Origin of the sequence: Rhizobium sp. SEMIA4064 (genome assembly GCF_003025035.1) — a bacterium.
In the GTDB taxonomy this organism is placed as follows: domain Bacteria; phylum Pseudomonadota; class Alphaproteobacteria; order Rhizobiales; family Rhizobiaceae; genus Rhizobium; species Rhizobium paranaense.
Map to the genome: position 1 here is coordinate 576,877 of NZ_PYJN01000019.1, position 22,241 is coordinate 599,117.

The 22,241-nt window shown below is 60.8% G+C and carries 18 protein-coding genes; 3 read left to right on the top strand and 15 right to left on the bottom strand.

The features are described 5' to 3' along the window. Positions 1-8: 8 nt before the first annotated feature. The 8 genes from C9E91_RS16510 to C9E91_RS16545 form a co-directional block, all read right to left on the bottom strand. Positions 9-3,158 carry an efflux RND transporter permease subunit gene (locus tag C9E91_RS16510; protein ID WP_425503976.1) on the bottom strand — a complete coding sequence of 1,050 codons (3,150 nt, stop codon included), beginning with the start codon at positions 3,156-3,158 and terminating at the stop codon, positions 9-11. Between the two features lie 20 nt (positions 3,159-3,178). Continuing rightward, positions 3,179-4,333: an efflux RND transporter periplasmic adaptor subunit gene (locus C9E91_RS16515; RefSeq protein WP_107109339.1), complete on the bottom strand. Its 1,155-nt coding sequence runs from the start codon at positions 4,331-4,333 to the stop codon at positions 3,179-3,181. 73 nt (positions 4,334-4,406) lie between these two features. Beyond that, a complete protein-coding gene (locus C9E91_RS16520; RefSeq protein ID WP_107109340.1) occupies positions 4,407-5,015 on the bottom strand; it encodes a TetR/AcrR family transcriptional regulator in 609 nt (202 codons plus the stop codon). Between the two features lie 130 nt (positions 5,016-5,145). After that, a complete protein-coding gene (locus C9E91_RS16525; RefSeq protein WP_107109341.1) occupies positions 5,146-5,625 on the bottom strand; it encodes a hypothetical protein in 480 nt (159 codons plus the stop codon). A 182-nt stretch (positions 5,626-5,807) separates the two neighbouring features. Further along, entirely contained in the window at positions 5,808-6,239 is a 432-nt protein-coding gene (locus C9E91_RS16530; RefSeq protein WP_107109342.1) for an OsmC family protein, read from the bottom strand. Positions 6,240-6,460: 221 nt separating this feature from the next. Further along, complete coding sequence (araH, locus tag C9E91_RS16535; protein ID WP_107109343.1) at positions 6,461-7,426, bottom strand: L-arabinose ABC transporter permease AraH; 966 nt, start codon at positions 7,424-7,426, stop codon at positions 6,461-6,463. Positions 7,427-7,443: 17 nt separating this feature from the next. Next, on the bottom strand, positions 7,444-8,949 hold the full coding sequence (gene araG / locus C9E91_RS16540) for an L-arabinose ABC transporter ATP-binding protein AraG (protein ID WP_107109344.1): 1,506 nt from the start codon (positions 8,947-8,949) through the stop codon (positions 7,444-7,446). Positions 8,950-9,018: 69 nt separating this feature from the next. Next, positions 9,019-10,002, bottom strand: a complete 984-nt coding sequence (locus C9E91_RS16545) for an arabinose ABC transporter substrate-binding protein (protein WP_107109345.1) — start codon at positions 10,000-10,002, stop codon at positions 9,019-9,021. 223 nt (positions 10,003-10,225) lie between these two features. On the opposite strand from C9E91_RS16545, the gene C9E91_RS16550 reads away from it, so the two are divergent. Beyond that, on the top strand, positions 10,226-10,993 hold the full coding sequence (locus C9E91_RS16550) for a FadR/GntR family transcriptional regulator (protein ID WP_107109346.1): 768 nt from the start codon (positions 10,226-10,228) through the stop codon (positions 10,991-10,993). Positions 10,994-11,055: 62 nt separating this feature from the next. After that, positions 11,056-12,204, top strand: a complete 1,149-nt coding sequence (gene dgoD / locus C9E91_RS16555; RefSeq protein WP_107109482.1) for a galactonate dehydratase — start codon at positions 11,056-11,058, stop codon at positions 12,202-12,204. 302 nt (positions 12,205-12,506) lie between these two features. Here dgoD and C9E91_RS16560 read toward each other — a convergent pair whose 3' ends face one another. The 7 genes from C9E91_RS16560 to C9E91_RS16590 form a co-directional block, all read right to left on the bottom strand. Beyond that, the gene (locus tag C9E91_RS16560) at positions 12,507-14,162 is read right to left on the bottom strand and encodes a GMC family oxidoreductase (RefSeq protein WP_107109347.1); all 1,656 of its coding nucleotides are present in this window, start codon (positions 14,160-14,162) and stop codon (positions 12,507-12,509) included. 32 nt (positions 14,163-14,194) lie between these two features. Continuing rightward, on the bottom strand, positions 14,195-14,965 hold the full coding sequence (locus C9E91_RS16565) for a 3-ketoacyl-ACP reductase (protein WP_107109348.1): 771 nt from the start codon (positions 14,963-14,965) through the stop codon (positions 14,195-14,197). Beyond that, positions 14,962-16,467, bottom strand: coding sequence for an FAD-dependent oxidoreductase (locus tag C9E91_RS16570; protein WP_414124349.1), 1,506 nt, complete (start codon positions 16,465-16,467; stop codon positions 14,962-14,964). Before C9E91_RS16570 ends, C9E91_RS16565 begins: the two co-directional genes overlap by 4 nt. 8 nt (positions 16,468-16,475) lie before the next feature. Beyond that, positions 16,476-17,594, bottom strand: coding sequence for an ABC transporter ATP-binding protein (locus C9E91_RS16575; RefSeq protein WP_107109350.1), 1,119 nt, complete (start codon positions 17,592-17,594; stop codon positions 16,476-16,478). Positions 17,595-17,598: 4 nt separating this feature from the next. Next, on the bottom strand, positions 17,599-18,480 hold the full coding sequence (locus tag C9E91_RS16580; protein WP_107109351.1) for a carbohydrate ABC transporter permease: 882 nt from the start codon (positions 18,478-18,480) through the stop codon (positions 17,599-17,601). After that, the gene (locus tag C9E91_RS16585) at positions 18,477-19,358 is read right to left on the bottom strand and encodes a carbohydrate ABC transporter permease (protein ID WP_107109352.1); all 882 of its coding nucleotides are present in this window, start codon (positions 19,356-19,358) and stop codon (positions 18,477-18,479) included. The genes C9E91_RS16580 and C9E91_RS16585 overlap by 4 nt, the downstream gene beginning before the upstream one ends. A 237-nt stretch (positions 19,359-19,595) precedes the next feature. After that, positions 19,596-20,846: an ABC transporter substrate-binding protein gene (locus C9E91_RS16590; protein ID WP_107109353.1), complete on the bottom strand. Its 1,251-nt coding sequence runs from the start codon at positions 20,844-20,846 to the stop codon at positions 19,596-19,598. Between the two features lie 311 nt (positions 20,847-21,157). On the opposite strand from C9E91_RS16590, the gene C9E91_RS16595 reads away from it, so the two are divergent. Further along, the gene (locus C9E91_RS16595; RefSeq protein WP_414124348.1) at positions 21,158-22,210 is read left to right on the top strand and encodes a LacI family transcriptional regulator; all 1,053 of its coding nucleotides are present in this window, start codon (positions 21,158-21,160) and stop codon (positions 22,208-22,210) included. Positions 22,211-22,241: the final 31 nt, after the last annotated feature.

Below are 22,241 nucleotides of genomic sequence, written 5' to 3' on the forward strand. Positions count from 1 at the left end.
ATTCCGCTTTATTCCGCTGCCATAGCCGGTGGCAGGTGATGCACGACGTCGTTGTTCTGCTGTTCCTCGACCGGCGGCTCTCCTTTCTTTTTCGGCTCGCGGCCGAAGAAGAGCGCGTAGCCTGCCGGCAGCACGAAGATGGTCAGCACTGTGGCAACCAGGATGCCGCCCATCATGGCGTAGGCGAGCGGACCCCAGAAGACGCCGCGCGAGATCGGGATCAGCGCCAGCACCGCCGTCAACGCCGTCAGCATGATCGGCCGGAAACGGCGGACGGCCGAGCCGATGATCGCCTCCTTCCGGTCCATGCCCGCCGCGATATCCTGGTCGATCTGGTCGACGAGGATGATCGAATTGCGGATGATGATGCCGAGCAGCGCGATGACGCCGAGGATCGCCACGAAGCCGAAGGGCGCGCCGCTGATCAAGAGGGCACCGGCCGCACCGATGATGCCGAGCGGACCGGTGGCGAGCACCAGCATCGCCTTGCCGAAGTGCTGGAGCTGCGCCATCAAGAGCACGACGATGATGACCAGCATGATCGGTGCCTTGGCGGCGATCGAGGCCTGGCTTTCAGCGCTGTCTTCGGCACCGCCCTGGATCTCGATCTTATAGCCTGCCGGCAGGCTGTTCCTAAGATCGGCCATGTCGTTGTAGAGCTTGGCCGTCACGTCGTTCGACTGCACATTGTCGGGAAGCGTCGCCCTGACCGTGATCGTCGGCAGGCGGTCGCGGCGCCACTCGATGCTCTGCTCCATGACTGGCTCGACCTTCGCCACCTGCGACAGCGGCACGAAACCACCGGTGTCGGTCGGAATATAGATGGAGTTGACCGAGGTCAGCAGGTGGCGGCTCGCCTCCGGCTCCCGTGCGACGATGCCCACGGTCTCCTCGCCCTCACGATAGTTGTCGAGGGTAGCGCCGGACATCGAGGCCTGCAGCATCTGGCGGATACGCTGCGAGGTGACGCCGAGTGCGCGGGCGCGGTCCTGATCGATCACCAGCTTCATGGCCGGCACCGGCTCCAGCCAGTCGTCATGGATGGCGCCGAGCAGCGGGTTCTGCGCAAAGCGTTGTTTTACCTGATCGGCGATATGGCGAACCTCCTGCCGGTCCGGACCCATGACGCGCAACTGCACCGGCCAGCCGGTCGGCGGGCCCAGGAACAGGCGGTCGACCTTGGCGCGGACCGAGGGGAAGTCGGTGGCAAGCATGCTGCGCAGCTTGACGATCAGCCGCTCGCGCGCCGGCTCGTCCTTGGCCATGATCAGCAACTGGGCATAGTTCGGGTTGGTGAGCTGCTGATCGAGCGGCAGGAAGAAGCGCGGAGCGCCCTCGCCCACATAGGTCGCGATGAACCGCTTATCGGGATCATCGGCCATACGGGCCTGCAAAGTCTGCGCCTGGCGTTCGACTTCCTTGATGCTGGTGCCTTCCGGCAGCCAGAGATCGACCAGAATTTCCGGACGCGAAGACTGCGGGAAGAAATTCTGCGGAATGAACTGGAAGGACCACAAGCTGCCGACGAAGGCGGCGAGCGTCAGAAGCAGCACGATGACACGATGGCGAACGGCCCAGCTCACCGACGAGCGCAGGCGACGGTAGAAACGCGTGTCGAAGACGTCGTGGTGCTCACCGGCATGATGGCGCTGCCTCAGGATCATATAGCCGAGCCAGGGCGTGAAGTAGACCGCCACGAACCAGGAAATCACTAGAGCGATACCGACGACATAGAAGAGCGTGCGGACATATTCACCGGCTGTCGATGCCGCGAAGCCGACCGGGATGAAGCCCGCCGTCGTGATCAACGTACCGGTCAACATCGGAAAGGCGGTCGAGGAATAGGCGAAGCTCGCCGCATCAAGCTTGACCAGCCCCTCCTCCAGCTTGCGCTCCATCAACTCGACCACGATCATCGCATCGTCGACAAGGAGGCCGAGCGCAATGATGAGGGCGCCGAGCGAGATACGCTGCAGGTCGATGCCGAGCTCGTACATGATGGCGAAAGTCGCCGCCAGCACCAGCGGAATGGCGATGGCGATCACCAGGCCGGAACGCCAGCCGATCGACAGGAAGGAAACGATCAGCACGATCACCAGTGCCTCGCCGAGCGCATGCATGAACTCGCTGATCGCGTCGGTCACCACTTCCGGCTGGTTGGAGATCTGATCGACCTGCACGCCGACCGGCAGCGAAGCCTCGAAACGCTTGTAGGTTTCTTCGACAGCCTTGCCGACGTCGGTCACCTTGTTGCCGTTGGCCATGACGACGCCGAGTTGGACGCTCTCGTGACCGTTATAGAGGAACTTGGCCGTGTAAGGGTCCTGCAGCCCGGCACTCACCGTTGCGATGTCGCCGAGACGCGTCACCTGGCCGCCGGCCGTCAGCCGGAGGTTCTTGATATCCTCGATCTTGTTGACGTCGCCCTCGACCGAGATGCGCACGGAGCGCGTGCTGGTGTCGACGGAGCCGGCCGGATCGACCTTGTTCTGGCCGACGATCGCGTTCTGCAGGGCCGTCAGCGTCAGGCCGCGCTCGGCCAGCACCTTGGAGGAGACATCGATATAGATCTGCTCGGGCTGGTCGCCGATGATCACAGCCTTTTCGACGCCAGGCGTCGAAAGCAGCATGTCGCGGGCCTGGATCGCAAATTTCTTCAACTCGGGATAGCTGTAGCCGTCGCCGCTGATCGAATGCAGGGTGATGAAAGTATCGCCGAATTCATCGTTGAAATAGGGTCCCTGCAGGCCGTCCGGCAGCGTATTGGCGATGTCGCCGACCTTCTTGCGCACCTGATAGAAGGCGTCCTTCACCTGTTCGGTATTGGTGTCGCCCTTGATCTGAACGGTGGTGATGGCAAAGCCGGCGCGGGTGTAGGATTTGACCCAATCGAGATGCGGCGTTTCCTGCAGCTTGCGCTCGATCTTGTTGACCACCTGGTCTTCCATGTCCTGCAGCGAGGCGCCGGGCCAAATGGTCTGCACCACCATGACGCGGAAGGTGAAATCCGGATCTTCCTTCTGGCCCATATGTGTGAGCCCAAGCGCGCCGGCGATGATGATCAGCGCAAACAGGAAGCGCGCAATGCTCGGATGGGCGATCGCCCATCGCGACAGATTGAAACGCTTCTTCTCGTCGGAGGTGCTGTTCATAGTCATTGTCCCGCCCCTCGATCGGTTTAGCGTACGACTTCGGCAGCCGCCGCGGCGCTGCCGCTGGTCTCTGCCGATGCTTGCTGCGCAGTCGGCACCTTGACCTTCATATTCTCGGTCATGAATTGCGTGCCGGCGGCAACGACGACATCGCCGGCCTTGAGGCCATCGGCGACGCGCACGCCGTCATCGGCAAAATCGGCAACCTTGACGCTATGGGCATGCACGGTGCCGGCACTGCGATCGACCAGCCAGACGATCTGCTGACCGTCCTTCTGGGCAAGCGCGCTCAGCGGGATAGCGACATAGGGCTGGGTATTGTCGGCCTGCGCCTCGATCGTCGCTGTCATGCCGAGCAGCACGCGCTGATCGTTCGGCAGGCTGACGCGGACCGCAAAGGTGCGCGACTGCGCGTCGGCACTTCCGGACACCTCACGCACCTTGCCGTCCATCACCAGCGCATCGTCGGACCAGAAGCGCGCCTTGACGTCCTTGCCGACCTTGAATTGCGCAATGTCCATTTCCGGAACGGCGATCTGCACTTCTTTTTCGCCATCGACGGCAACGGTGATGACAGACGTGCCGGAGCCGACCACCTGGCCGACATCGGCATTGATGGTCGTGACGATGCCGTTCATGTCCGAGGTCAGATCGGTATAGGCGACCTGGTTCTTCGCTTCCGCCAGCGCCGACACGGCGGAATCCCGCGTCGATACGGCCTGATCATAGGAAAGCTCGGCCTGTTCGAGCTGCGATTTCGGCGCAACGTTCTTGTCGAAGAGCTGCTGGGCGCGATTGCGGGCAAGCTCCGTGGTCTGCACCTGCTTCTCGGCCGCATCGAGATCGGCCTGCGAGCGGCGCACAGCCAAAACGTAATCGGTGGAATCGATGCGGGCGAGCACGTCGCCAGGCTTGACCTTCTCGCCGATATCCACCTTGCGTTCGACGATCTTGCCGTTGACCCGGAAGCCGAGGTTCATATCCGTCCGCGCCCTGACCGAGCCGGAATAATCGAGCTTGCGCGTCGTATCCGCCTGAGCGATCTCGACCACCTTCACCGGCCGGATCACCTCCGCCGTTTCCTCTTTCTTCTCGTTGCAGCCCGAAAGCGTGAGCGCTATGGCGGCAAAAGCTGCAGCGCCGGCAACGGATCGTATGGTGGTGGTCATCAGCGAAACCATGTCGCTCTCCTTGATGAAACGGCTTTAGTCAAACGCAATGCAAAGGCGCGTGGATCATCCTACACGCGAACTACTATTTCTTTAGCGCTCTGATAGCGAATTCTATGAGTTCGTCGGGCTCGGCCCGGTTGGTCTTGGCAAGACATTGCGCGACCATTTGTGGGTGGCACAAAATGATCGTCGCCGCGCCGAAGCATTTCGAGGCCGCGATCGGATCCTGTTCGGCAAATTCGCCGGCGGCGATGCCTTCGGCGATGATTTCAGCCATGAGGTCATGGATCCGATCGAGGTGTTTTTCGATGACATGCCAATCGCGCTCGATGGCAACGATCACCATCTCATGCACCTTCTGTTCGTCGAGCATCGTCTCGAGCGTCATCTTGTGCTGGGCATGGGTATAGGCGCGCAGCCGCTCGGAAGCGCTGATCGGCTGGTGGCGGATGTCGTAGGCCATCTTGTAGCTCTGCGCGAGCATGCGGCCGCAGATAGCCTGGTGGATTTCCGTCTTGGACGCGAAGAACCGGTAAATGTTCGCGGTCGACATGCCGAGATCGCGGGCGATGTCGGCGACCGTCGTCTTGCTGTAGCCGTAGTGACGGAACAGCTTTTCGGCGGAATCGAGAATCCGCGTTACGTTTTCCTGACGTGCAGGATCAGCGTTGACCGCAGAAAGATCGAACATTGGGTACTTCCGATTTACGAGTGACGATTTTCAATTTTCGTCACTCGTAAATCATCAAGGCGCAAATGTCAAGAAACCGCCCCGCGAAGCAAGGCGGCTGAAAGCTTGTCGTGGATTCAGAATACGATGATCAGATCCGCAGAAGCGACGGCCGGAAGCGGCGGACGCTGAGGAAGCCGACAATCAGGAAGGCAACCAGCAACACGGTCTGGACGGCCAAGATCGGCGGCTCGTTCCCTGTGGGTGCCAATGCATTGAGGAATGGAATTTTCTGGAAGGACTGAACGATCAGCACGACACAGTTGAGATAAAGCATCAGCAGGCTGCCGACGATGAAGACGAGCCGCCAGACGCCGGCCATCCGCTGCTTGTAGCGCGCGATCGCCGTCGGAATGAAAAGCAGGACGGTGATGATGCCGAATAGGATGCCGGGCGTAACGCCGTTGAAGGGAAAGAGGAAGCCAGTCAGGCTCGTGAGCAGAATGGTGACCATATAGACAAGCGTCGAGCGCTCATGGCGCTTCACCGAAATCAAACCCTCCGCGACGATGACGCCGGCAACGATGGCGATCAGGCTGATAATGACGTGGATCAACATAAGTCCGGACATGCGGCAATCCCCTTTGCGCAATCTATTTTCCGCGAGAGGATAGTCCGGAGGCCTCAATGGGGGATTGTACATTTACGGCGGAATATGCGCGAATTGGCCGGCTTGTGCGGCGGCGCCAAAGCGCAGAACTGCAAACGAAAAGCGCCGCACCATGGGCACGGCGCCCTTATCGAAAAGGCCGCTTAGGCGGCGTGCACTTCCAGAGTGATCGGAACGGAAGCAAGCGCCTTGGAGACCGGGCAACCAGCCTTGGCCTTGTTGGCGAGTTCGGTAAACTTGGCTTCGTCGGCGCCGGGAACCTTGCCGGTCAGCGTCAGATGGATAGCGCTGATGGCAAAACCGCCTTCGACGCTTTCGAGTGTGACCTTGGCGGTCGTTTCCATGCTTTCGGCGGTGAAACCGGCCTCATTGAGGATCAGCGACAGAGCCATGGTGAAGCAGCCTGCATGGGCCGCACCGATCAGCTCTTCCGGATTTGTGCCGGGAACGCCTTCGAAGCGGCTGGCGAAACCGTAGGGATAGTGATTGAGCGCACCGCTCTGGGTCGAGATCTGACCTTTGCCGTCCTTCAAACCGCCGGACCACTGGGCCGAACCTGTACGATTGATCTGCATGCCGTCCTCCTTGTCGTTGATTGAACGTCGGGAGAGAGCCCTTGCCCTTCCCGCAGTGGCCGATAAGAAGCAGCGCCGGAGCGCGTCTCGCGTTCATCCGAACACAGCGTCGCTTGAAAGCGGGATGCTCCAGAACTGCCTCGAGCGGCAATATAACGCTCTATCCCCGGAAGACGACACCACCGTAACAATTAACGTGCGGGCCTGACCAATCCCTTTGCTTATCCCCTGCTGCGCCCAGCCGCAGCCGAGCGGATATTGTCCAGCGTCACCGCGATCAGCAGGATCGAGCCGAGGACGAGATACTGATAAAAGGCTGGAATATTGAGGAGATTCATCACGTTCTGGGCAATGCCCATGATCAGCACACCGACGATGACGCCGCTCATCGAGGCCCGGCCACCCGCAAGCGATACGCCACCGAGCACGCAGGCGGAAATGACCAGCAGTTCCAGCCCGATCGCCGCGTTCGGCTGCCCGGAGGTGATGCGCGACGACAGTAGGATGCCGGCGATGGCGCAGATGAAACCCTGCAGCGTGAAGATCCAGATCCGCATCCTGGCGACGTTGACGCCCGCCAGCCGCGAAGCCTCGGGATTGCCGCCGATCGCCAGTGTGTTCTTGCCGAAGGTAGTACGGTTCAGCACGAAGCCGAACAGGATGAACAGGATCGCCATGATCCAGATCGGTGTCGGAATGCCGAGAAAAGTCGAAAGCGCCAGTTGATAGAAATTCGGGTCGTTAATGCCGACCGCCCGGCCGTCCGAGGCGATCAGCGCCAGGCCACGGACGATCTGCATGGTGGCGAGCGTCGCGATCAGCGCATTGATGCGCAGCTTGGCGATGAGCGCGCCGTTGACGAGGCCGACGATTCCGCCGCAGACGAGTGCGGCCAGCAGCCCGAGAATGATGGAGCCGGTAACATTCGAGGCCATGACCGCGATCATGCCGCAGAAGGCAACGGTCGAGCCGACGGAAAGATCGAAATCGCGCGAGGCCAGGCAAAACATCATAGTGCAGGCGACGATGCCGATCGTGACCACGGATTGCAGCAGGCCGATCATATTGCGCTCGGTCAGGAAATTCGGAACCGTCAACGACACGATGACGAAGGCCACCGCGAAGATGACGACGAGGCCCTGTTCGCCGAGGAGGATTTTTTTCAAGGAGGACTTGAAGGAAGACATCGTCGCGATTTCCCTAGTCAGAATGCGCTTGCGGCGTTTTTGTCCGGCAGTGCGGCGGTCAGAATCTGGTGTTCGTTGAAATTCGCCCGCGCCACATCGGCGGCGACCTTGCCACCACACATCACCATGATGCGGTCGGAAATGCCCATGACCTCCGGCAACTCGCTGGAGATGACAACAATCGCCATGCCGCCGGCCGCAAGCTCATAGAGGATTTCATAGATTTCCGATTTCGCTCCGACATCGATACCGCGCGTCGGCTCGTCGATGACTAGCACCTTGACGCCCTGTTCGGACAGCCAGCGGCCGAGAATGACCTTCTGCTGATTGCCGCCGGAAAGATTGATGATGTCCTGCTTGCGCGATGGCGTGCGCACGCGCAGCCTGGCGATGAATTGATCGGCAAGGGCCGCCTCCTTGCGAGGGCTCAATATGCCGAACGGTGAGAAATGCCGCCGCGAGGAGATGGCGATATTCTCCTGGATCGAGCGCCCCTGGATGATCCCATCGAGCTTGCGGTCTTCCGGGCAGAGCACCATGCCGGCATGGATCGCCGCCTTGGGATTGTTCGGAGCAACCGTGACCCCATCGATGGCGACCGTACCCTGATGGCGATGATCCGCGCCGAACAACAGCCGCGCCATCTCGCTGCGGCCGGCGCCGATCAGGCCGAAGAAGCCGAGGATTTCGCCCCTGCAGACGGAGAAATTGATCGGCGTCGGAAGTCTCGATCCTGAAAGGCCCCTAACCTCCAGCCGGACAGGTCCGAGCGGCCGCTCGCGCCAGCCCCAGATATTGCTGATCTCGCGGCCGACCATTTCGGCAATGATCTGCTCGCGCGTTACTTGCTTGATGTCGGGATGGTGTGCCGCGAGCTTGCCGTCGCGCAGCACCGTCAGGCTGTCGCAGAGCCGGAAAATCTCGTCCAGCCGATGCGAGACGTAGAGAATGACGGTGCCGTTCGATTTCAGCCGCTCGATCAGCGAAAATAGGATTTCGCTCTCTCGAGAAGAGAGCGACGACGTCGGCTCGTCGAGCGCAATCACACGGGCATCGACCATGACGGCCTTGGCGATTTCCACCATCTGCCGCGCGCCGATCGACAGCGACGACACCTTGGCCGCAGGATCGACATCGATGCCGATCTCCCTGAGCTTGGCGCGCACGGTGTCGATGAGCGTCTTGCCGTTGATGATACCGGCTTTGGCCGGAAAGCGGCCGAGCCACAGGTTTTCGGCGACCGTCAGTTCCGGCACCAATTGCAGTTCCTGGTGGATGACGGTGACACCGGCGTGAAAGGCATCCCGCACCGAATGATAATGCTGTTCCTGACCGTCGATGGTGATCGTGCCCGCATCCGCCGCCTGATCGCCAGAAAGGATGCGGATCAGCGTCGACTTGCCGGCGCCGTTTTCACCCATCAGCCCATGCACCGCGCCTTTGACGACCGGGAAAGTGATGTTCGACAGCGCCTGAACGCCGGGATAGCTCTTGGAAATACCGTTGAATTCGAGAAAGGCCATGTTTCTCTCGCTGGTAAAAGGACCCGGCGGCAAGGTTGCCACCGGGCCGTGATCATACCGGGAGGATGATCATTCGATGCCGAGATCTTTGCGGACCTTCTGATAATCGCCGCGCAGCGCCAGCGAACCGGAGGTCAGCGTCAGCTTCGGCGGCTCCTTGCTGTTGGCGATCCAGTCGTACATGTTGATCGCGGTTTCGTAGCCGTGACGCTTCGGCGAGATGATAACCGTGCCGAAGAAGCCCGTCGGCTGCGGCTTCTTGAACTCGTTGATCGCCGAGTCCGCGCCGCCGATGCCGACACCGATGACGTTGGCGGCGGGAATGCCAACAGATTCCGTTGCCCGGACAGCGCCGAGCACGGCTTCGTCGTTGAGGCCGAAGGCGATCCAATATTTCACGTCGGCATGCTTGTTGAGCACGGTCGTCGCAGCATTCAGCGCTGCTTCCGTGTCGGTCTTGGCCTGCGGCGCGTCATAGATGTTCGCGGCTGGGAAACCGGCGCCCTTCAGCACCGAGATGGCGCCTTCGACGCGATCGACGGCGGTCGGGAGCTGGTCGTAGGAAACGCGGATGGCGCCGACATTCTTCATGTCCCAGCCGCGCTTCTTGATTTCATCGACAATCGCCTGGCCGACGCTCTCGCCGATCTTGGTGGCGGAAATGCCCATATGCGGCACATCTTCCAGCGGCTTGCCGTCGGCGCTGACCAGACGGTCGTCGACGGTCATCAGCTTGAGCTGGTTGGCAGCCGCCTTGGCAACGATGCCGGGGCCGAGCTTGACATCGGGCGTGCAGATGATGAAGCCCTGCGCACCCTGGGCGCCGAGATTGTCGATCGCGGCCTGAACCTTTTCGCCATCCTGCGCGCCGATCTTAACGAGCGTGAAGCCCTTCTCCTTGGCGGCGATGTCGGCGAACTTCCATTCGTCCTGGAACCAGGGTTCTTCCGGTTGCTTGACCACGAAACCGATTTTCACATCTGCGGCGAAGGCGGAGGTGGCGGCGATGACCGCAACCGTGCCAGCCAAAATGGCTGCTTTGAAAAAGCGCATGTCTCTCTCCCAAAAATCCGAAACGAAGAAACTGCCCTCCCTGGCAGTGCTCTTGAATTATGATAAATCATCATACCAGTCAATTGCCAATGTATGATGATTATAATAGTGTGACTTTTGGAAAGGATGACTCGCCAAACGCGCCGTCGCTTATCGCCATGCGGAATAAATTCCGCTAAGCAGAGGCTAGGCCGCGTGGGGAGAGCGACGGCGGAGAAGGCAATTGGATTCGTTTGAACAGCAAGAGCACAGGCTGAACGAGGCACCGGAACGCCGTCCGCGCGTGCGCAAGAACGTTACCGCCGCGATCGCCCAGGATATCTGTTCTGAACGCTACCCTTCCGGCTCGCCTCTACCGCGCGAAAACGATCTCTGCGACATTTACGGCGTCAGCCGCACCGTCATTCGCGAATCCCTGAAGATCCTGGAATCGAAGGGGCTCGTGCGTGGCAAGCCGCGCATCGGCACCACCGTCTGCGACAAGGACGACTGGAATATCCTCGATCAGGACGTGCTGGAATGGATGGGGCCCTATATCGTCGAATTCGATATTCTCGGCTGCATCCTCGAGGCGCGGCGCACCATTGAGCCGGTCGCCGCCGAATATGCCGCCGAGCGCGCCACCGCCCAGGAGATTGCCGATCTCGAAAAGGCCTGGCGGCAGATGCGCGACTCAGGCGACGATCCCGAACGCTTCACCGAAGCCGACGTCATGTTCCATACAGTGCTCTTGAACGCCAGCCACAACCAGGTGTTCCGCCGCCTGTCGAGCGCCATTCATGCCGGCCTGAAATACGCATTGCACGCCTCGAATGTCGCCGTCGACAGCCGCGACGAGGCAATCGCTGTCCATGGCGACCTGGTGGAAGCGCTGCGCCTGCGCAACCGCACTGCCGCGCGCGACTGCGCCCATCGCATGCTCGACCTTGCCGCCCGCGACCTTGGCGCCGCCGAAAAGGCGAGCGGGCGAGCGGAGAAAAACAAGACCTGAAACCCCGAAATCCGCGGCCTGGCGCCGCTGATATGATCCAAAAGCCGAAACGGAAGCTTCCCATGAAAATCACCAAATTGACGACCTATATCGTGCCGCCGCGCTGGATGTTCCTGAAGATCGAGACCGACGAGGGCATCACGGGCTGGGGCGAACCAGTGGTCGAAGGCCGGGCCCTGACCGTCCAGGCCGCTGTGCACGAGCTGGAAGACTATCTGATCGGCAAGGACCCATTCCTGATCGAGGATCACTGGAACGTCATGTACCGCGCCGGCTTCTATCGCGGCGGCGCCGTCCATATGTCGGCCCTTGCCGGCATCGACCAGGCACTGTGGGATATCAAGGGCAAGGCGCTGGGTCAGCCGATCCATTCGCTCTTGGGCGGCCAGGTCCGCGACAAGATCAAGGTCTATTCCTGGATCGGCGGCGACCGCCCTTCCGACGTCGCCAACAACGCCAAGGACGTGGTCGCCCGAGGCTTCAAGGCGATCAAGCTCAACGGCTGCGAAGAAATGCAGATCGTCGATACCTATGACAAGGTGGAGAAGGCCGTCGAAACGATCGCCACCATCCGCGACGCGATCGGCCCCTATATCGGCATCGGCGTCGATTTCCACGGCCGCGTCCATCGTCCGATGGCCAAGGTTCTTGCCAAGGAACTCGAGCCCTACAAGCTGCTCTTCATCGAAGAGCCGGTGCTCTCCGAAAATCGCGAAGCGCTGAAGGAAATCGCCAATCATTGCTCGACGCCGATCGCGCTCGGCGAGCGGCTCTATTCGCGCTGGGACTTCAAGTCGGTTCTGTCTGACGGCTATGTCGACATCCTGCAGCCCGACCTCAGCCATGCCGGCGGCATCACCGAATGCCGCAAGATCGCGGCGATGGCGGAAGCCTATGACGTGGCACTGGCACCGCATTGCCCGCTCGGCCCCATCGCGCTTGCCGCCTGCCTACAGGTCGACGCCGTCAGCTACAACGCCTTCATCCAGGAACAGAGCCTCGGCATCCACTACAACAAGGGCAACGATATCCTCGACTACATCTCCAACAAGGAGGTCTTCAAATATGCCGACGGTTTCGTCAGCATCCCACAAGGCCCCGGCCTCGGCGTGGAAGTGGACGAAGCCTACGTCATCGAACGCGCCAAGGAAGGCCATCGCTGGCGCAACCCGGTCTGGCGCCATGAAGATGGCAGCGTAGCCGAGTGGTAAGCAACTGCTAGCCTTCCAGAGAAGGGGGGCGGAGGAAGCGAATTTTGAATATGCCGCACCTCTGATATCCCCCTTTGTCCCTTTCGGGACATCTCCCCCACAAGGGGGGGGAGATTGGTAACTCGCAGTATCTCTTCGCCTCAAACGAACACAGAACCTGCAGCAACTGAGGTTTGTTGTTTTAACGAGGGAGAGCCAAATTCTCCCAACGATCCCCCCCCTTGTGGGGGAGATGTCCCGAAAGGGACAGAGGGGGGTACCGCACTCCCGCGCAAACTCTAAACTCTGCCAGTAGCGCTCTGTCAGCGCACATCCGCCCGCGCTCGCGGCCGCGTATCATTCCTTTCCCAGGAGAAAATCGCCGGCGGTAACGGATCGCGGTTGCGGATGATATCCGCGCCCTTCTCGCCAACCATGATCGTCGGGCCGTTGGTGTTGCAGGAAGGCACGCGCGGCATAACGGAACTGTCGCACACCCGCAGACCTTCCAACCCCCGCACCTTCAGCTCGAGATCGACGACCGCCATGGCGTCCGTGCCCATCTTGCAGGTGCCGACAGGATGATGGTCGGTCTTGGCGTTGGCGCAGCCATAGTCGAATAATTGTTCTTCCGTCTTCAGTTTGCCGCCCGGCAGCCGCTCCGCCAGCACGAAGGGTTTCAGCGCATCCTGGCTCATGATTTCGCGAGCGATCCGCAACCCTTCCAGTGACATCTTCACGTCATGCGGATCGCTCCAATAGTTCGGATCAATCAGCGGCGCGGCCGCTGGATCGGACGAGGAGAGCCGCACCGTGCCACGCGAGCGTGGGTGCAAATAGGCGGAATTCAATGTCACCCCGGCATTCTTCAGCCGCGCGACACCGGCCTCGATGCCGGAGCCGAGGCCAAGATGGAACTGGATATCCGGCGAACGGGCATCGGGATCTGCATACCAGAAGCCGCCGGTCTCGAAGAGTGACGAGGCGACGGGACCGGAGCGGAAGAGCAGATATTGCAGACCGGCCCAGAGCGTACGATGCAGCTTGGCGACATTGTCATAGGTATGGTCGCCGGTGCATTCCGAAATGACGAAAAGATCGAGGTGGTCCTGCAGATTGCCGCCGACGCCGCGAAGATCATGCGCCACTGGCACACCGACCGAGGTTAGATGATCAGCCGGGCCGATGCCTGACTGCAGCAGCAGTTTTGGCGAGCCGATGGCGCCGGAGGAAACCAGCACTTCCCGCTCGGCACTGATAATCTCGACGCCCTTATCCGTCGTCACTTCGACGCCGACAGCCCGGCGGCCTTCGAGCACGATCCGCGTCACCCGCGCACCGGTGCGGATCGTCAGGTTCTTCCGATCCTTGATCGGTGACAGATAGGCCAGCGAGGCCGACGAGCGGCGACGATTGCGCTGCGTCAACTGATAAAAGCCGACGCCCGCCTGCTGTCTGCCGTTGAAATCGTGGTTATAGGGGATGCCGAGTTCCTGGCCGGCGCGGATATAGGCGTCGCAGATCGGCAGCGCCGACACCGGCATGGAAACGCCAAGCGGCCCGCCATAGGAATGATAGTCATCGGCAAAACGCTGATTGTCCTCGGCCCGTTTGAAGTAAGGTAATACGCTGCGATAGTCCCAGCCCTCGCAGCCATCCTCGCGTGCCCAGAGATCGTAGTCGGCGGCATTGCCGCGCGTATAAAGCTGCGCATTGATCGAGGAACCGCCACCGATCACCTTGGCCTGCGTATAGCGCAGCACGCGGCCTTTCATATGCTTTTGCGGAACCGTCTCCCACCCCCAGCTCGCCACGCCCTTGGTCATCTTGGCAAAGCCGGCCGGCATATGGAACAAGGGATTCCAGTCACCGCCGCCGGCTTCCAGCAACAGGACTTTCACCGAAGGGTCCTCGCTTAGGCGATTGGCGAGCACGCAACCCGCGGGTCCGGCGCCGGTGATGATGTAGTCGTAGGTCATTTCCAGTCCTCAAATTTATGATGGACCGCGGCTCACAACCGCCCGATCCCCAGCCCACCATCCGCGGGGATTACCGACCCCGTGGCAAAGCCAAAACCGCCTTTGGCAAGCGCTGCGACGATGCTGCCGACATCGCCCGTCTCGCCCCAGCGTCTCATCGGCACGAGACCCCCGTCGATCAATGCGTCATATTTCTCCGACACCTGCGCCGTCATGTCGGTGCGGATGATGCCGGGGCGAACTTCGAAGACGGCAATGCCGGTCTTCGCCAGCCGCAGCGCCAACCCCTGCGAAAAGGCCGAAAGGCCGGCCTTGCTGATGCAGTAATCCAGCCGCTCCGGCGAGCTCAGCGCTGCCGAGACCGAGGTGATGTTGATCACCGAACGCGGCGTCGGCGATGTCTTCGCCACCAGCATCGAACGAACGACGGCCTGGGTGAAAAACACCGTACCGCGCAGATTGACGTCGATGATCCGGTCGAAATTTTCCGGCGCCAAATCCAGGAAATCGCCGCGCACGACGGGGCCGATGCCGGCATTGTTGACCAGGCAATCGATCTCGCCCAAAGCCGCCCGGATCGCCTCGACGGTTGCTGCGTGTCCCGAGAGCTCGGCAAGATCGGACCGTAGATAGATCGCCCGCCCGCCGCTTGCCTTCAATTCCACGAGCTCCGCCAGCGGCGGCTCGGTCTCGATACCGGTGATCGCCAGATCGAAACCACACCCGGCCAGTGCCTGCGCGATACCGAAACCGATCCCCTTGCGGCCGCCGGTAACGACGGCGACCGGGCGCCTTGCCTTCATGACCGAAGCTCCTCCCGCACGATATGGTCCGCGACGCGCAGCGCTTGAGCAGCCACCGTCAACGCCGGATTCACCGCCGCAGACGTCGGCAGGAAGCTGGCGTCGACAACGAAAAGATTGGGGTGATCGAAGGCGCGGCAATAGACATCGAGCGGCGCGCTTGAGCCGTCAGTGCCGATCTTGACCGTGCCGCATTGATGCGACGGCGTGCGCTTGTCGAACGGACGGGATAGAACGATCGGGAAACCGGCCTTGCGCAGCACACCCTTCAGCTTCTTCACCAGATCGAGATGCGCCTGCCAATTGGTGCGCACCCATTGCAGCACGATACGGTCGCCTTCGACCATGATCCGGCTTTCCGGCGACGGCAGATCCTCGCTCATGGCGTAGAAATCGATGGCATGCGCGGAAAGCCTGTTCAGCAGCCATTCCGGCACGGTCGGCATATTAGCCTTGAGGATCGTGCCGGAAACACGCCCCAAAAGCTGCACATTGCCAAGCGGCGGCCCGCCTTCACCATCCGAGAGATAGAAATCGTTGAAGCCGAAGGTCTTCTGATAGATGGAATCGTTGCGATACCAGGGCGAAATCGCCAGCAAGGCCGAGGAATTGTGGTTCATGAAGTTGCGGCCGACCTGATCCGAGCGATTGGCAAGCCCGCGCGGATTGGCATCATCAGCCGATCTCAGCAGTAGCACCGCCGACTGCACAGCCCCGGCCGCAAGGATCACCAGCTTCGGCCGCACGACATGCGCCTCCCCATAGGCGGAATAATGCACGGCGGCGATCATCCGGCCATCAGCGGCGGCCTGAAGCCGCGTGACGCGCGCGCCGGTCTTCAGCTTGACGTTCGGATATTGCAGAGCCTTGGCAAGCGCCACCGTCTCGGCATCCATCTTGCCATCGGCGCTATGGGGATGCGCATCCCAGGGCGTACGGCCCTTGGCAAGCCATTTATCGATATCGACGCCGAGCGGGAGCGGATGCGGATGCATGCCGTTTTGCTTCAGCCGCTTGCGGACACTGGCGATCGCCGGCTCATCGGGAACGGGTGGAAACGGATAGGGGCGCGAATGCGGTGGTTCCCACGGGTCGTCGCCGAGGCTGCCGCGCACCTGGTAGAGCTGTTCCGCCTCGCTATACCAGGGTTCCAGCTCCTCATAGGGAAAGGGCCAGGCCGGTGATACGCCATCCAGATGCCGCATCTCCTCGAAATCCTCGCGCCGGTAACGGATCAGCACTGCGCCATAGAATTTCGAATTGCCGCCGACATTGTAGTAGTTGCCGGGATTGAACCCCTTGCCGCCCTTCTCGTACCACGTCTCCTTCGGGCGGAAATGGCCGCGCACAAAGATCGCCCGCTGGTCGCGGTTTTCCGGCCGATCCTCCAGTCTCTCGCCGGCCTCGAGGATCAATATATTGGCGCCCGAGGCGCCAAGGCCGGAAGCAATGGTCGAGCCGCCAATTCCCGAGCCGATGATGACGATATCCGGTTCTTCCATGCGGCCGCTCATCCAATCCGAATTTGGCTCTGCGGATCGAAGAACACCGCCTTGTCGAGATTGAAGGCAAGCCGCGTCGTCTGGCCGGCAGCGATACGGGCGTCGGCGCGCAGCCGCGCCACCACGGATTTGCCGCCGAGGCGGACGATCGCGAAAGTATCCGAACCCGCTGGCTCGACCACCTCGATCAGGCAATCACCCTCGGCGAGCGAATGGGCATTGCGGTCTGCACCGTCAAGGTCGGTCAGCGCCTCCGGCCGGATGCCGAAGATCACATCCTTGCCGGCATGGGCGCCGAGAGCAGCGCCGCTCCCGTTGACGGGCAACTTCAAGGGCGCGGCACCGTTCGGCCGATCTAGCGACACCTGCAATCCCGTCGGCCCGCTCTCGACCGTCGCAGTCAGCAGGTTCATGGCGGGCGAGCCCATGAAGTCCGCGACGAACATATTGGCAGGATGATTGTAGATTTCCGCCGGCGTGCCGAATTGCTGCAGGACGCCATCCTTCAGCACAGCGATTTTCGTCGCTAGCGTCATCGCCTCGATCTGGTCATGCGTAACGTAGACGATCGTCGTCTTCATGCGCTGGTGCAGGCGCTTGATCTCGGTGCGCATGTCGACGCGCAGCTTGGCGTCGAGGTTGGAGAGCGGCTCGTCGAACAGAAAGACCTGCGGATCGCGCACCAGCGCCCGGCCCATGGCGACACGCTGGCGCTGGCCGCCGGAAAGCTGGCTCGGCTTGCGGTCGAGCAGGTGGCCGATCTGCAGCATGTCGGCCACTTGCTTGATCGCCTTCTCGCGCTCCTCCTTTGGAACTTTGCGGATTTCCATGCCGAAGGCGATGTTGCCGGCAACCGTCATGTTCGGATAGAGCGCATAGGATTGGAACACCATGGCAATGTCGCGCTGAGACGGCGGCAGGCCGTTGACCGAACGGCCGGCAATGGCGATGTCGCCCGAGGTGATCGGCTCCAGCCCGGCAATGGTGTTGAGCAGGGTGGACTTGCCGCAGCCGGATGGGCCGACGAGCACAAGAAACCCGCCCTTTTCGATCTCGATATTGATGTCCTTCAGGATTTCGAGCGATCCATAGGACTTGCGCAGATTGGTGATTTTCAGGAAGGACATGGTCTTATCCCTTGACGGCGCCGGACATCAGTCCACGGACGAAAAACCGGCCGGAGACGATGTAGACGATGAGGGTTGGCAGGGCGGCGAGGATCGCGCCGGCGAAGTGGACATTGTATTCCTTGACCCCTGTCGACGACGAAACGAGGTTGTTGAGCGCAACCGTCATAGGCGTCGAATAGGGTCCGGAGAACGAAGCGCCAAACAGGAAGTCATTCCAGATATTGGTGAACTGCCAGATGACGGAGACGACGATGATCGGCCCGGAGGACGGCAGCAGGATACGCCGGAAAATCTGGAAGAAGCTCGCCCCGTCGATCTGCGCAGCGCGCACCAGCTCGGTGGGAAACGCCTCGTAATAATTGCGGAAATAAAGCGTGGTGAAGCCGAGGCCATAGACGATATGGACGAGGATCAGTCCCCAGATGGTTCCGGCGATGCCGAAGAAACCGAGAATGCGCGCCATCGGGATCAGCACGATCTGGAACGGGATGAAGCAGGAAAGCAGCAGCATGCCGAAGAAGATTTCAGCGCCGCGGAAGCGCCACTTCGTCAGCACATAGCCATTCAGCGCTCCGACCATGGTGGAGATCGCAACGGCGGGCACGACCATCAGGATCGAGTTGATGAAAAAGGGCCTGAGCCCCGTCGGCTGCACGCCGATCTGTGCCGTCGACCAAGCCGAAATCCATGGCTCGACCGTCCAGGTCTTCGGCAGGTTCAGCATCCCGCCCTGGCGGATCTCTTCGAGCGGCTTGAAGGAATTGACCAACATCACATAGAGCGGCAGCAGGTAATAGACGGCAAAAAGGATCAGTGCCGCATAGATCAGCCCGCGGGTCAGCTTGCCGTGCGAGATGGCGTTTTGCGGATTGGGGCTGCTCATGTGCGTTTCCCTCCGCCGATTTCCGAATAGAGATAGGGAATGATGATGGCAAAGATCATCGCCAGCATGATGATCGCCGACGAGGCGCCGATGCCCATCAGGTTGCGGGTAAAGGTGTAGGAATACATGAAGGTGGCCGGCAGTTCGGTCGCCTGCCCCGGCCCGCCGCCGGTCAGCGCCACGATCAGGTCGTAGGCCTTGATGGCGAGATGGGCGAGCACGACGAAGGCCGAAAGGAACACCGGCCGCATCAGCGGAATGATGATACGGCGGTAGGTGGTAATGGCAGACGCGCCGTCGATCTGCGCCGCCTTGATGATCTCATTGTCGACGCCGCGAAGTCCGGCGAGGAACATCGCCATGACAAAGCCCGAGGACTGCCAGACGGCGGCGATGACGACGCAATAGATCGCCATCTTCGAATCCTTGATCCAGGTGAAGGAAAAACTCTCCCAGCCCCAGAGATGCATGGTGTTCTCAAGCCCGATGCCGGGATCGAGGAACCATTTCCACGCCGTCCCCGTGACGATGAAGGACAGCGCCATCGGATAGAGATAGATCGGCCTCAACAGCCCTTCGGCGCGGATTTTCTGATCGAGCAGGATCGCCAAAGCGACGCCGAGGACCGAGCAGATGATGATATAGAACGAGGCGAAGATGCCGAGATTGGTGATCGCCCGCCACCAATGCGGCAGCGCCCAGAGCTTGCTGTAGTTGGCAAAGCCGACGAGGTTATAGGACGGCAGCATCTTGCTGTCGGTTAGCGACAGATAGCCGGTATAGGCGATGAAGCCATATACGAAGATTAGAATGACAACGAAGCTCGGGGCCAGCACCAGCTTGGGCAACAGCTCCTGCATTCGGCTGCGACTGTTCATGGGTCGAACACCAGTTTTAACGCGTCCCGAATGGACGCGGGTTCCAAACATGCGAACTGCGAACGGAACGCCCCCTCACCCTAGCCCTCTCCCCGAGGGGAGAGGGGACGACCTCGATCGCCGCATCCTCTCGATTCCAAAGAAGCCGAGAGACCGTCGAGGGCGCCCTATTCCCTTCTCCCCTCGGGGAGAAGGTGCCCGAAGGGCGGATGAGGGGGGGGGCTCGCTCCGAATACCTTACTTCGCAGCCGCAACCGCCGAGACGAGTTCCTTGACCGCATCGTCAGACGACAGATCGCCGTTGAATTCGCGGGTTACGACGTCGTAGATCGCATTCTTGACGGCGGCCGGATTGGCATGGCCATGGGCCATGGAACCAAACAGCGTGCCGTTCTTGTTGGCTTCGGCCAGATCCTTGATCGCCTTCTTGCCGCAATCGTCAAAGGCGGTATCCGGCACGTCGGTGCGGGCCGGGACCGAGCCCTTGACGACGTTGAAGGCCGACTGGAACGTCGGGCTTTCGATCGAGGACGCCATCTGCATCTGGGCCGGGACCTTGTCGGCGGACACCTTGAACATCGCGAACTGGTCAGAGTTGAAGGTTACCGAGCCCTGCGTTCCCGGGAAGCGGATGCAAACGAAATCCTTGCCCGGCACCTTCTTTGCCTTCAGGAACTCGCCCTTGGCCCAGTCGCCCATGAACTGCAGGCCGGCCTTGCCTTCGATGACCATGCCGGAAGCAAGGTTCCAGTCGCGGCCGGAGAAGTTGTCGTCGACATAGGAGCGCAGCTTCGTCATGCGGTCGAAAGCTTCCTTCATCTTCGGGCTGCCGAGCGTATCGGGATCGAGATCGATGAAGGCCTTCTTGTAGAAGTCGTTGCCAAACGAGAGCACGACGGCATCGAAGATCGTCGCATCCTGCCACGGCTGGCCACCATGGGCGATCGGCGTGATGCCCTGTTTCTTAAAGTTGTCGAGCAGCGCGATCAGCTCGTCCCAATTCGCAGGCACCTTGCCGCCGGCCTTGTCCAGCGCTTCCTTGTTGATCCACACCCAGTTGGTGGAGTGGACGTTCACAGGCGCGGCGATCCAGTGGCCGTCATATTTGGAAAACTTCTGCAGGGCGGTCGGGACGACCTTGTCCCAGCCTTCCTTGTTGGCGACTGCATCGAGATTGCCGAGCGAGCCTTCCTTGGCCCAGTCGAGAATGTCGAAGCCGAGCATCTGCACGGCGGTCGGCGGGTTGCCGCCGGTGACGCGGGCGCGCAGCACGGTCATGGCCTCGCTACCGCCACCGCCTGCGACCGGCATATCGACCCAGCTTATGCCCTTCGATTCCAGGTCCTTCTTCAGCACTTCCAGTGCCGTCGCCTCGCCGCCCGAGGTCCACCAATGCAGGACTTCGACGCTTTCGCCAGCATGCGCCATGGTCACCGCGCCCGTCATCAAAAGGGCAGCAGCAGCCACTGATGTCATCAATTTACGCATATTTTCCTCCCGGTTTTCGTTAGATGAGCAGCAAGACCTCCTCCCGCCGCCCCTGCCCTTCACTCCCCGTAAAGAACAAAACTCGTCATGGCCTTTCAGGGTCAGACGCTCAATTTAAAACGTTATAAATGAGCTATGTCAAGCATCCAATTCAACTGTCGATCTATGCAGAAATCGCTTTAAAACTAGCGTATTACGCTACTTCTCCTGGGAACTTCGAGGCGAAGCGTAAATTTAAAACGTTTTCATTCGTTGGATTGTGTACTGCCGATACTCGCGGTAGATTGCCAGGACCGAGCCATGACAGGACCGTGAGTTTGACCGACCTACCCTCCTCTCCAACTAAGCCTGGAAGTGCCAAACCGACTTTGCGGACGATTGCGGAATTGACCGGTCTCGCTGTGACCACGGTATCGCGAGCGCTGAGTGATGCGCCGCAGATCTCGCTGGAGACGCGGCAGCGGGTGCATCAAGTCGCTCGTGACATCGGCTATATGCCTGACCGCGCCGCCCAGCGTTTGAAAACGGGGCGCACCAATGTGATCAGCATCCTTCTCGACCCCCACGAGGAGGTCGTCGGCTTCGGCACCTCGATCATGTACGGCATCACTAAGGCCCTGCAGAAGACCTCCTACCACCTGATCGTCATGCCCAACTCCCTGGCGACCAGCAACATCGATGCGGTCGACTATATCCTGCGCAACAATCTCGCCGACGGGCTGATCTTCTCGCGAACCGAGCCGCTCGACCCGCGTGTGCGCCGGCTGCTGGAACACGGCTTTCCCTTCGTGTGCCATGGACGCACGGAATTCTCGACACCGCATCCCTTCGTCGACTACGACAATTTCGCCTTTGCCTACGAGGCCACACGCCGCCTGATCGCCAAGGGTCGGCGCAAGGTGACGATCGTGCTGCCGCCAAAGCGCCTCACCTTCCACCAGCACATGCTGCACGGTTTCATGACGGCCGTCCGCCAGGCCGGCATCGCCTATGAGATCCCCGAGAATATCAACCTCGATTCGCCGGCCGATATGGTGCGCGATCACTTCCGTCGTCGCGCCGAGGCATCGGATGCCCCGGATGGTTTCATCTGTCCCGGCGAAGTTTCCGCACTCGCCGCCATCAGTGCCCTGAGCGATCTCGGGCACACCCTGAGCGTGAATTACGATATCGTTGCCAAGCAGACCTCGCGGCTGCTCAGCCAGATTCAGCCGAAGGTCGATACGATTTATGAAGACCTGACGGCGGCGGGCGAACAGCTCGGCCGTATCCTGCTGAAGCGCATCGCCAACCCGGAAGCCGACGACCTGCAATTGTTGCAGCCGCCGCAAATCGGCTTTCCCACGACGACGACGACCGGCTGATGCCGCTATCGCGTCGCTGTTTTGTCGGGTT

What these genes read in the sequence shown, in the direction of transcription:
- C9E91_RS16520 (WP_107109340.1), bottom strand. Translation starts at nt 5,015, where the DNA reads ATGTTCGATCTTTCTGCGGTCAACGCTGATCCTGCACGTCAGGAAAAC.
- C9E91_RS16585 (WP_107109352.1), bottom strand. Translation starts at nt 19,358, where the DNA reads ATGAACAGTCGCAGCCGAATGCAGGAGCTGTTGCCCAAGCTGGTGCTG.
- C9E91_RS16525 (WP_107109341.1), bottom strand. Translation starts at nt 5,625, where the DNA reads ATGTCCGGACTTATGTTGATCCACGTCATTATCAGCCTGATCGCCATC.
- C9E91_RS16515 (WP_107109339.1), bottom strand. Translation starts at nt 4,333, where the DNA reads ATGGTTTCGCTGATGACCACCACCATACGATCCGTTGCCGGCGCTGCA.
- C9E91_RS16545 (WP_107109345.1), bottom strand. Translation starts at nt 10,002, where the DNA reads ATGCGCTTTTTCAAAGCAGCCATTTTGGCTGGCACGGTTGCGGTCATC.
- C9E91_RS16580 (WP_107109351.1), bottom strand. Translation starts at nt 18,480, where the DNA reads ATGAGCAGCCCCAATCCGCAAAACGCCATCTCGCACGGCAAGCTGACC.
- C9E91_RS16510 (WP_425503976.1), bottom strand. Translation starts at nt 3,158, where the DNA reads ATGACTATGAACAGCACCTCCGACGAGAAGAAGCGTTTCAATCTGTCG.
- araG (WP_107109344.1), bottom strand. Translation starts at nt 8,949, where the DNA reads ATGGCCTTTCTCGAATTCAACGGTATTTCCAAGAGCTATCCCGGCGTT.
- dgoD (WP_107109482.1), top strand. Translation starts at nt 11,056, where the DNA reads ATGAAAATCACCAAATTGACGACCTATATCGTGCCGCCGCGCTGGATG.
- C9E91_RS16530 (WP_107109342.1), bottom strand. Translation starts at nt 6,239, where the DNA reads ATGCAGATCAATCGTACAGGTTCGGCCCAGTGGTCCGGCGGTTTGAAG.
- C9E91_RS16565 (WP_107109348.1), bottom strand. Translation starts at nt 14,965, where the DNA reads ATGAAGGCAAGGCGCCCGGTCGCCGTCGTTACCGGCGGCCGCAAGGGG.
- C9E91_RS16570 (WP_414124349.1), bottom strand. Translation starts at nt 16,467, where the DNA reads ATGGAAGAACCGGATATCGTCATCATCGGCTCGGGAATTGGCGGCTCG.
- C9E91_RS16575 (WP_107109350.1), bottom strand. Translation starts at nt 17,594, where the DNA reads ATGTCCTTCCTGAAAATCACCAATCTGCGCAAGTCCTATGGATCGCTC.
- araH (WP_107109343.1), bottom strand. Translation starts at nt 7,426, where the DNA reads ATGTCTTCCTTCAAGTCCTCCTTGAAAAAAATCCTCCTCGGCGAACAG.
- C9E91_RS16560 (WP_107109347.1), bottom strand. Translation starts at nt 14,162, where the DNA reads ATGACCTACGACTACATCATCACCGGCGCCGGACCCGCGGGTTGCGTG.
- C9E91_RS16590 (WP_107109353.1), bottom strand. Translation starts at nt 20,846, where the DNA reads ATGCGTAAATTGATGACATCAGTGGCTGCTGCTGCCCTTTTGATGACG.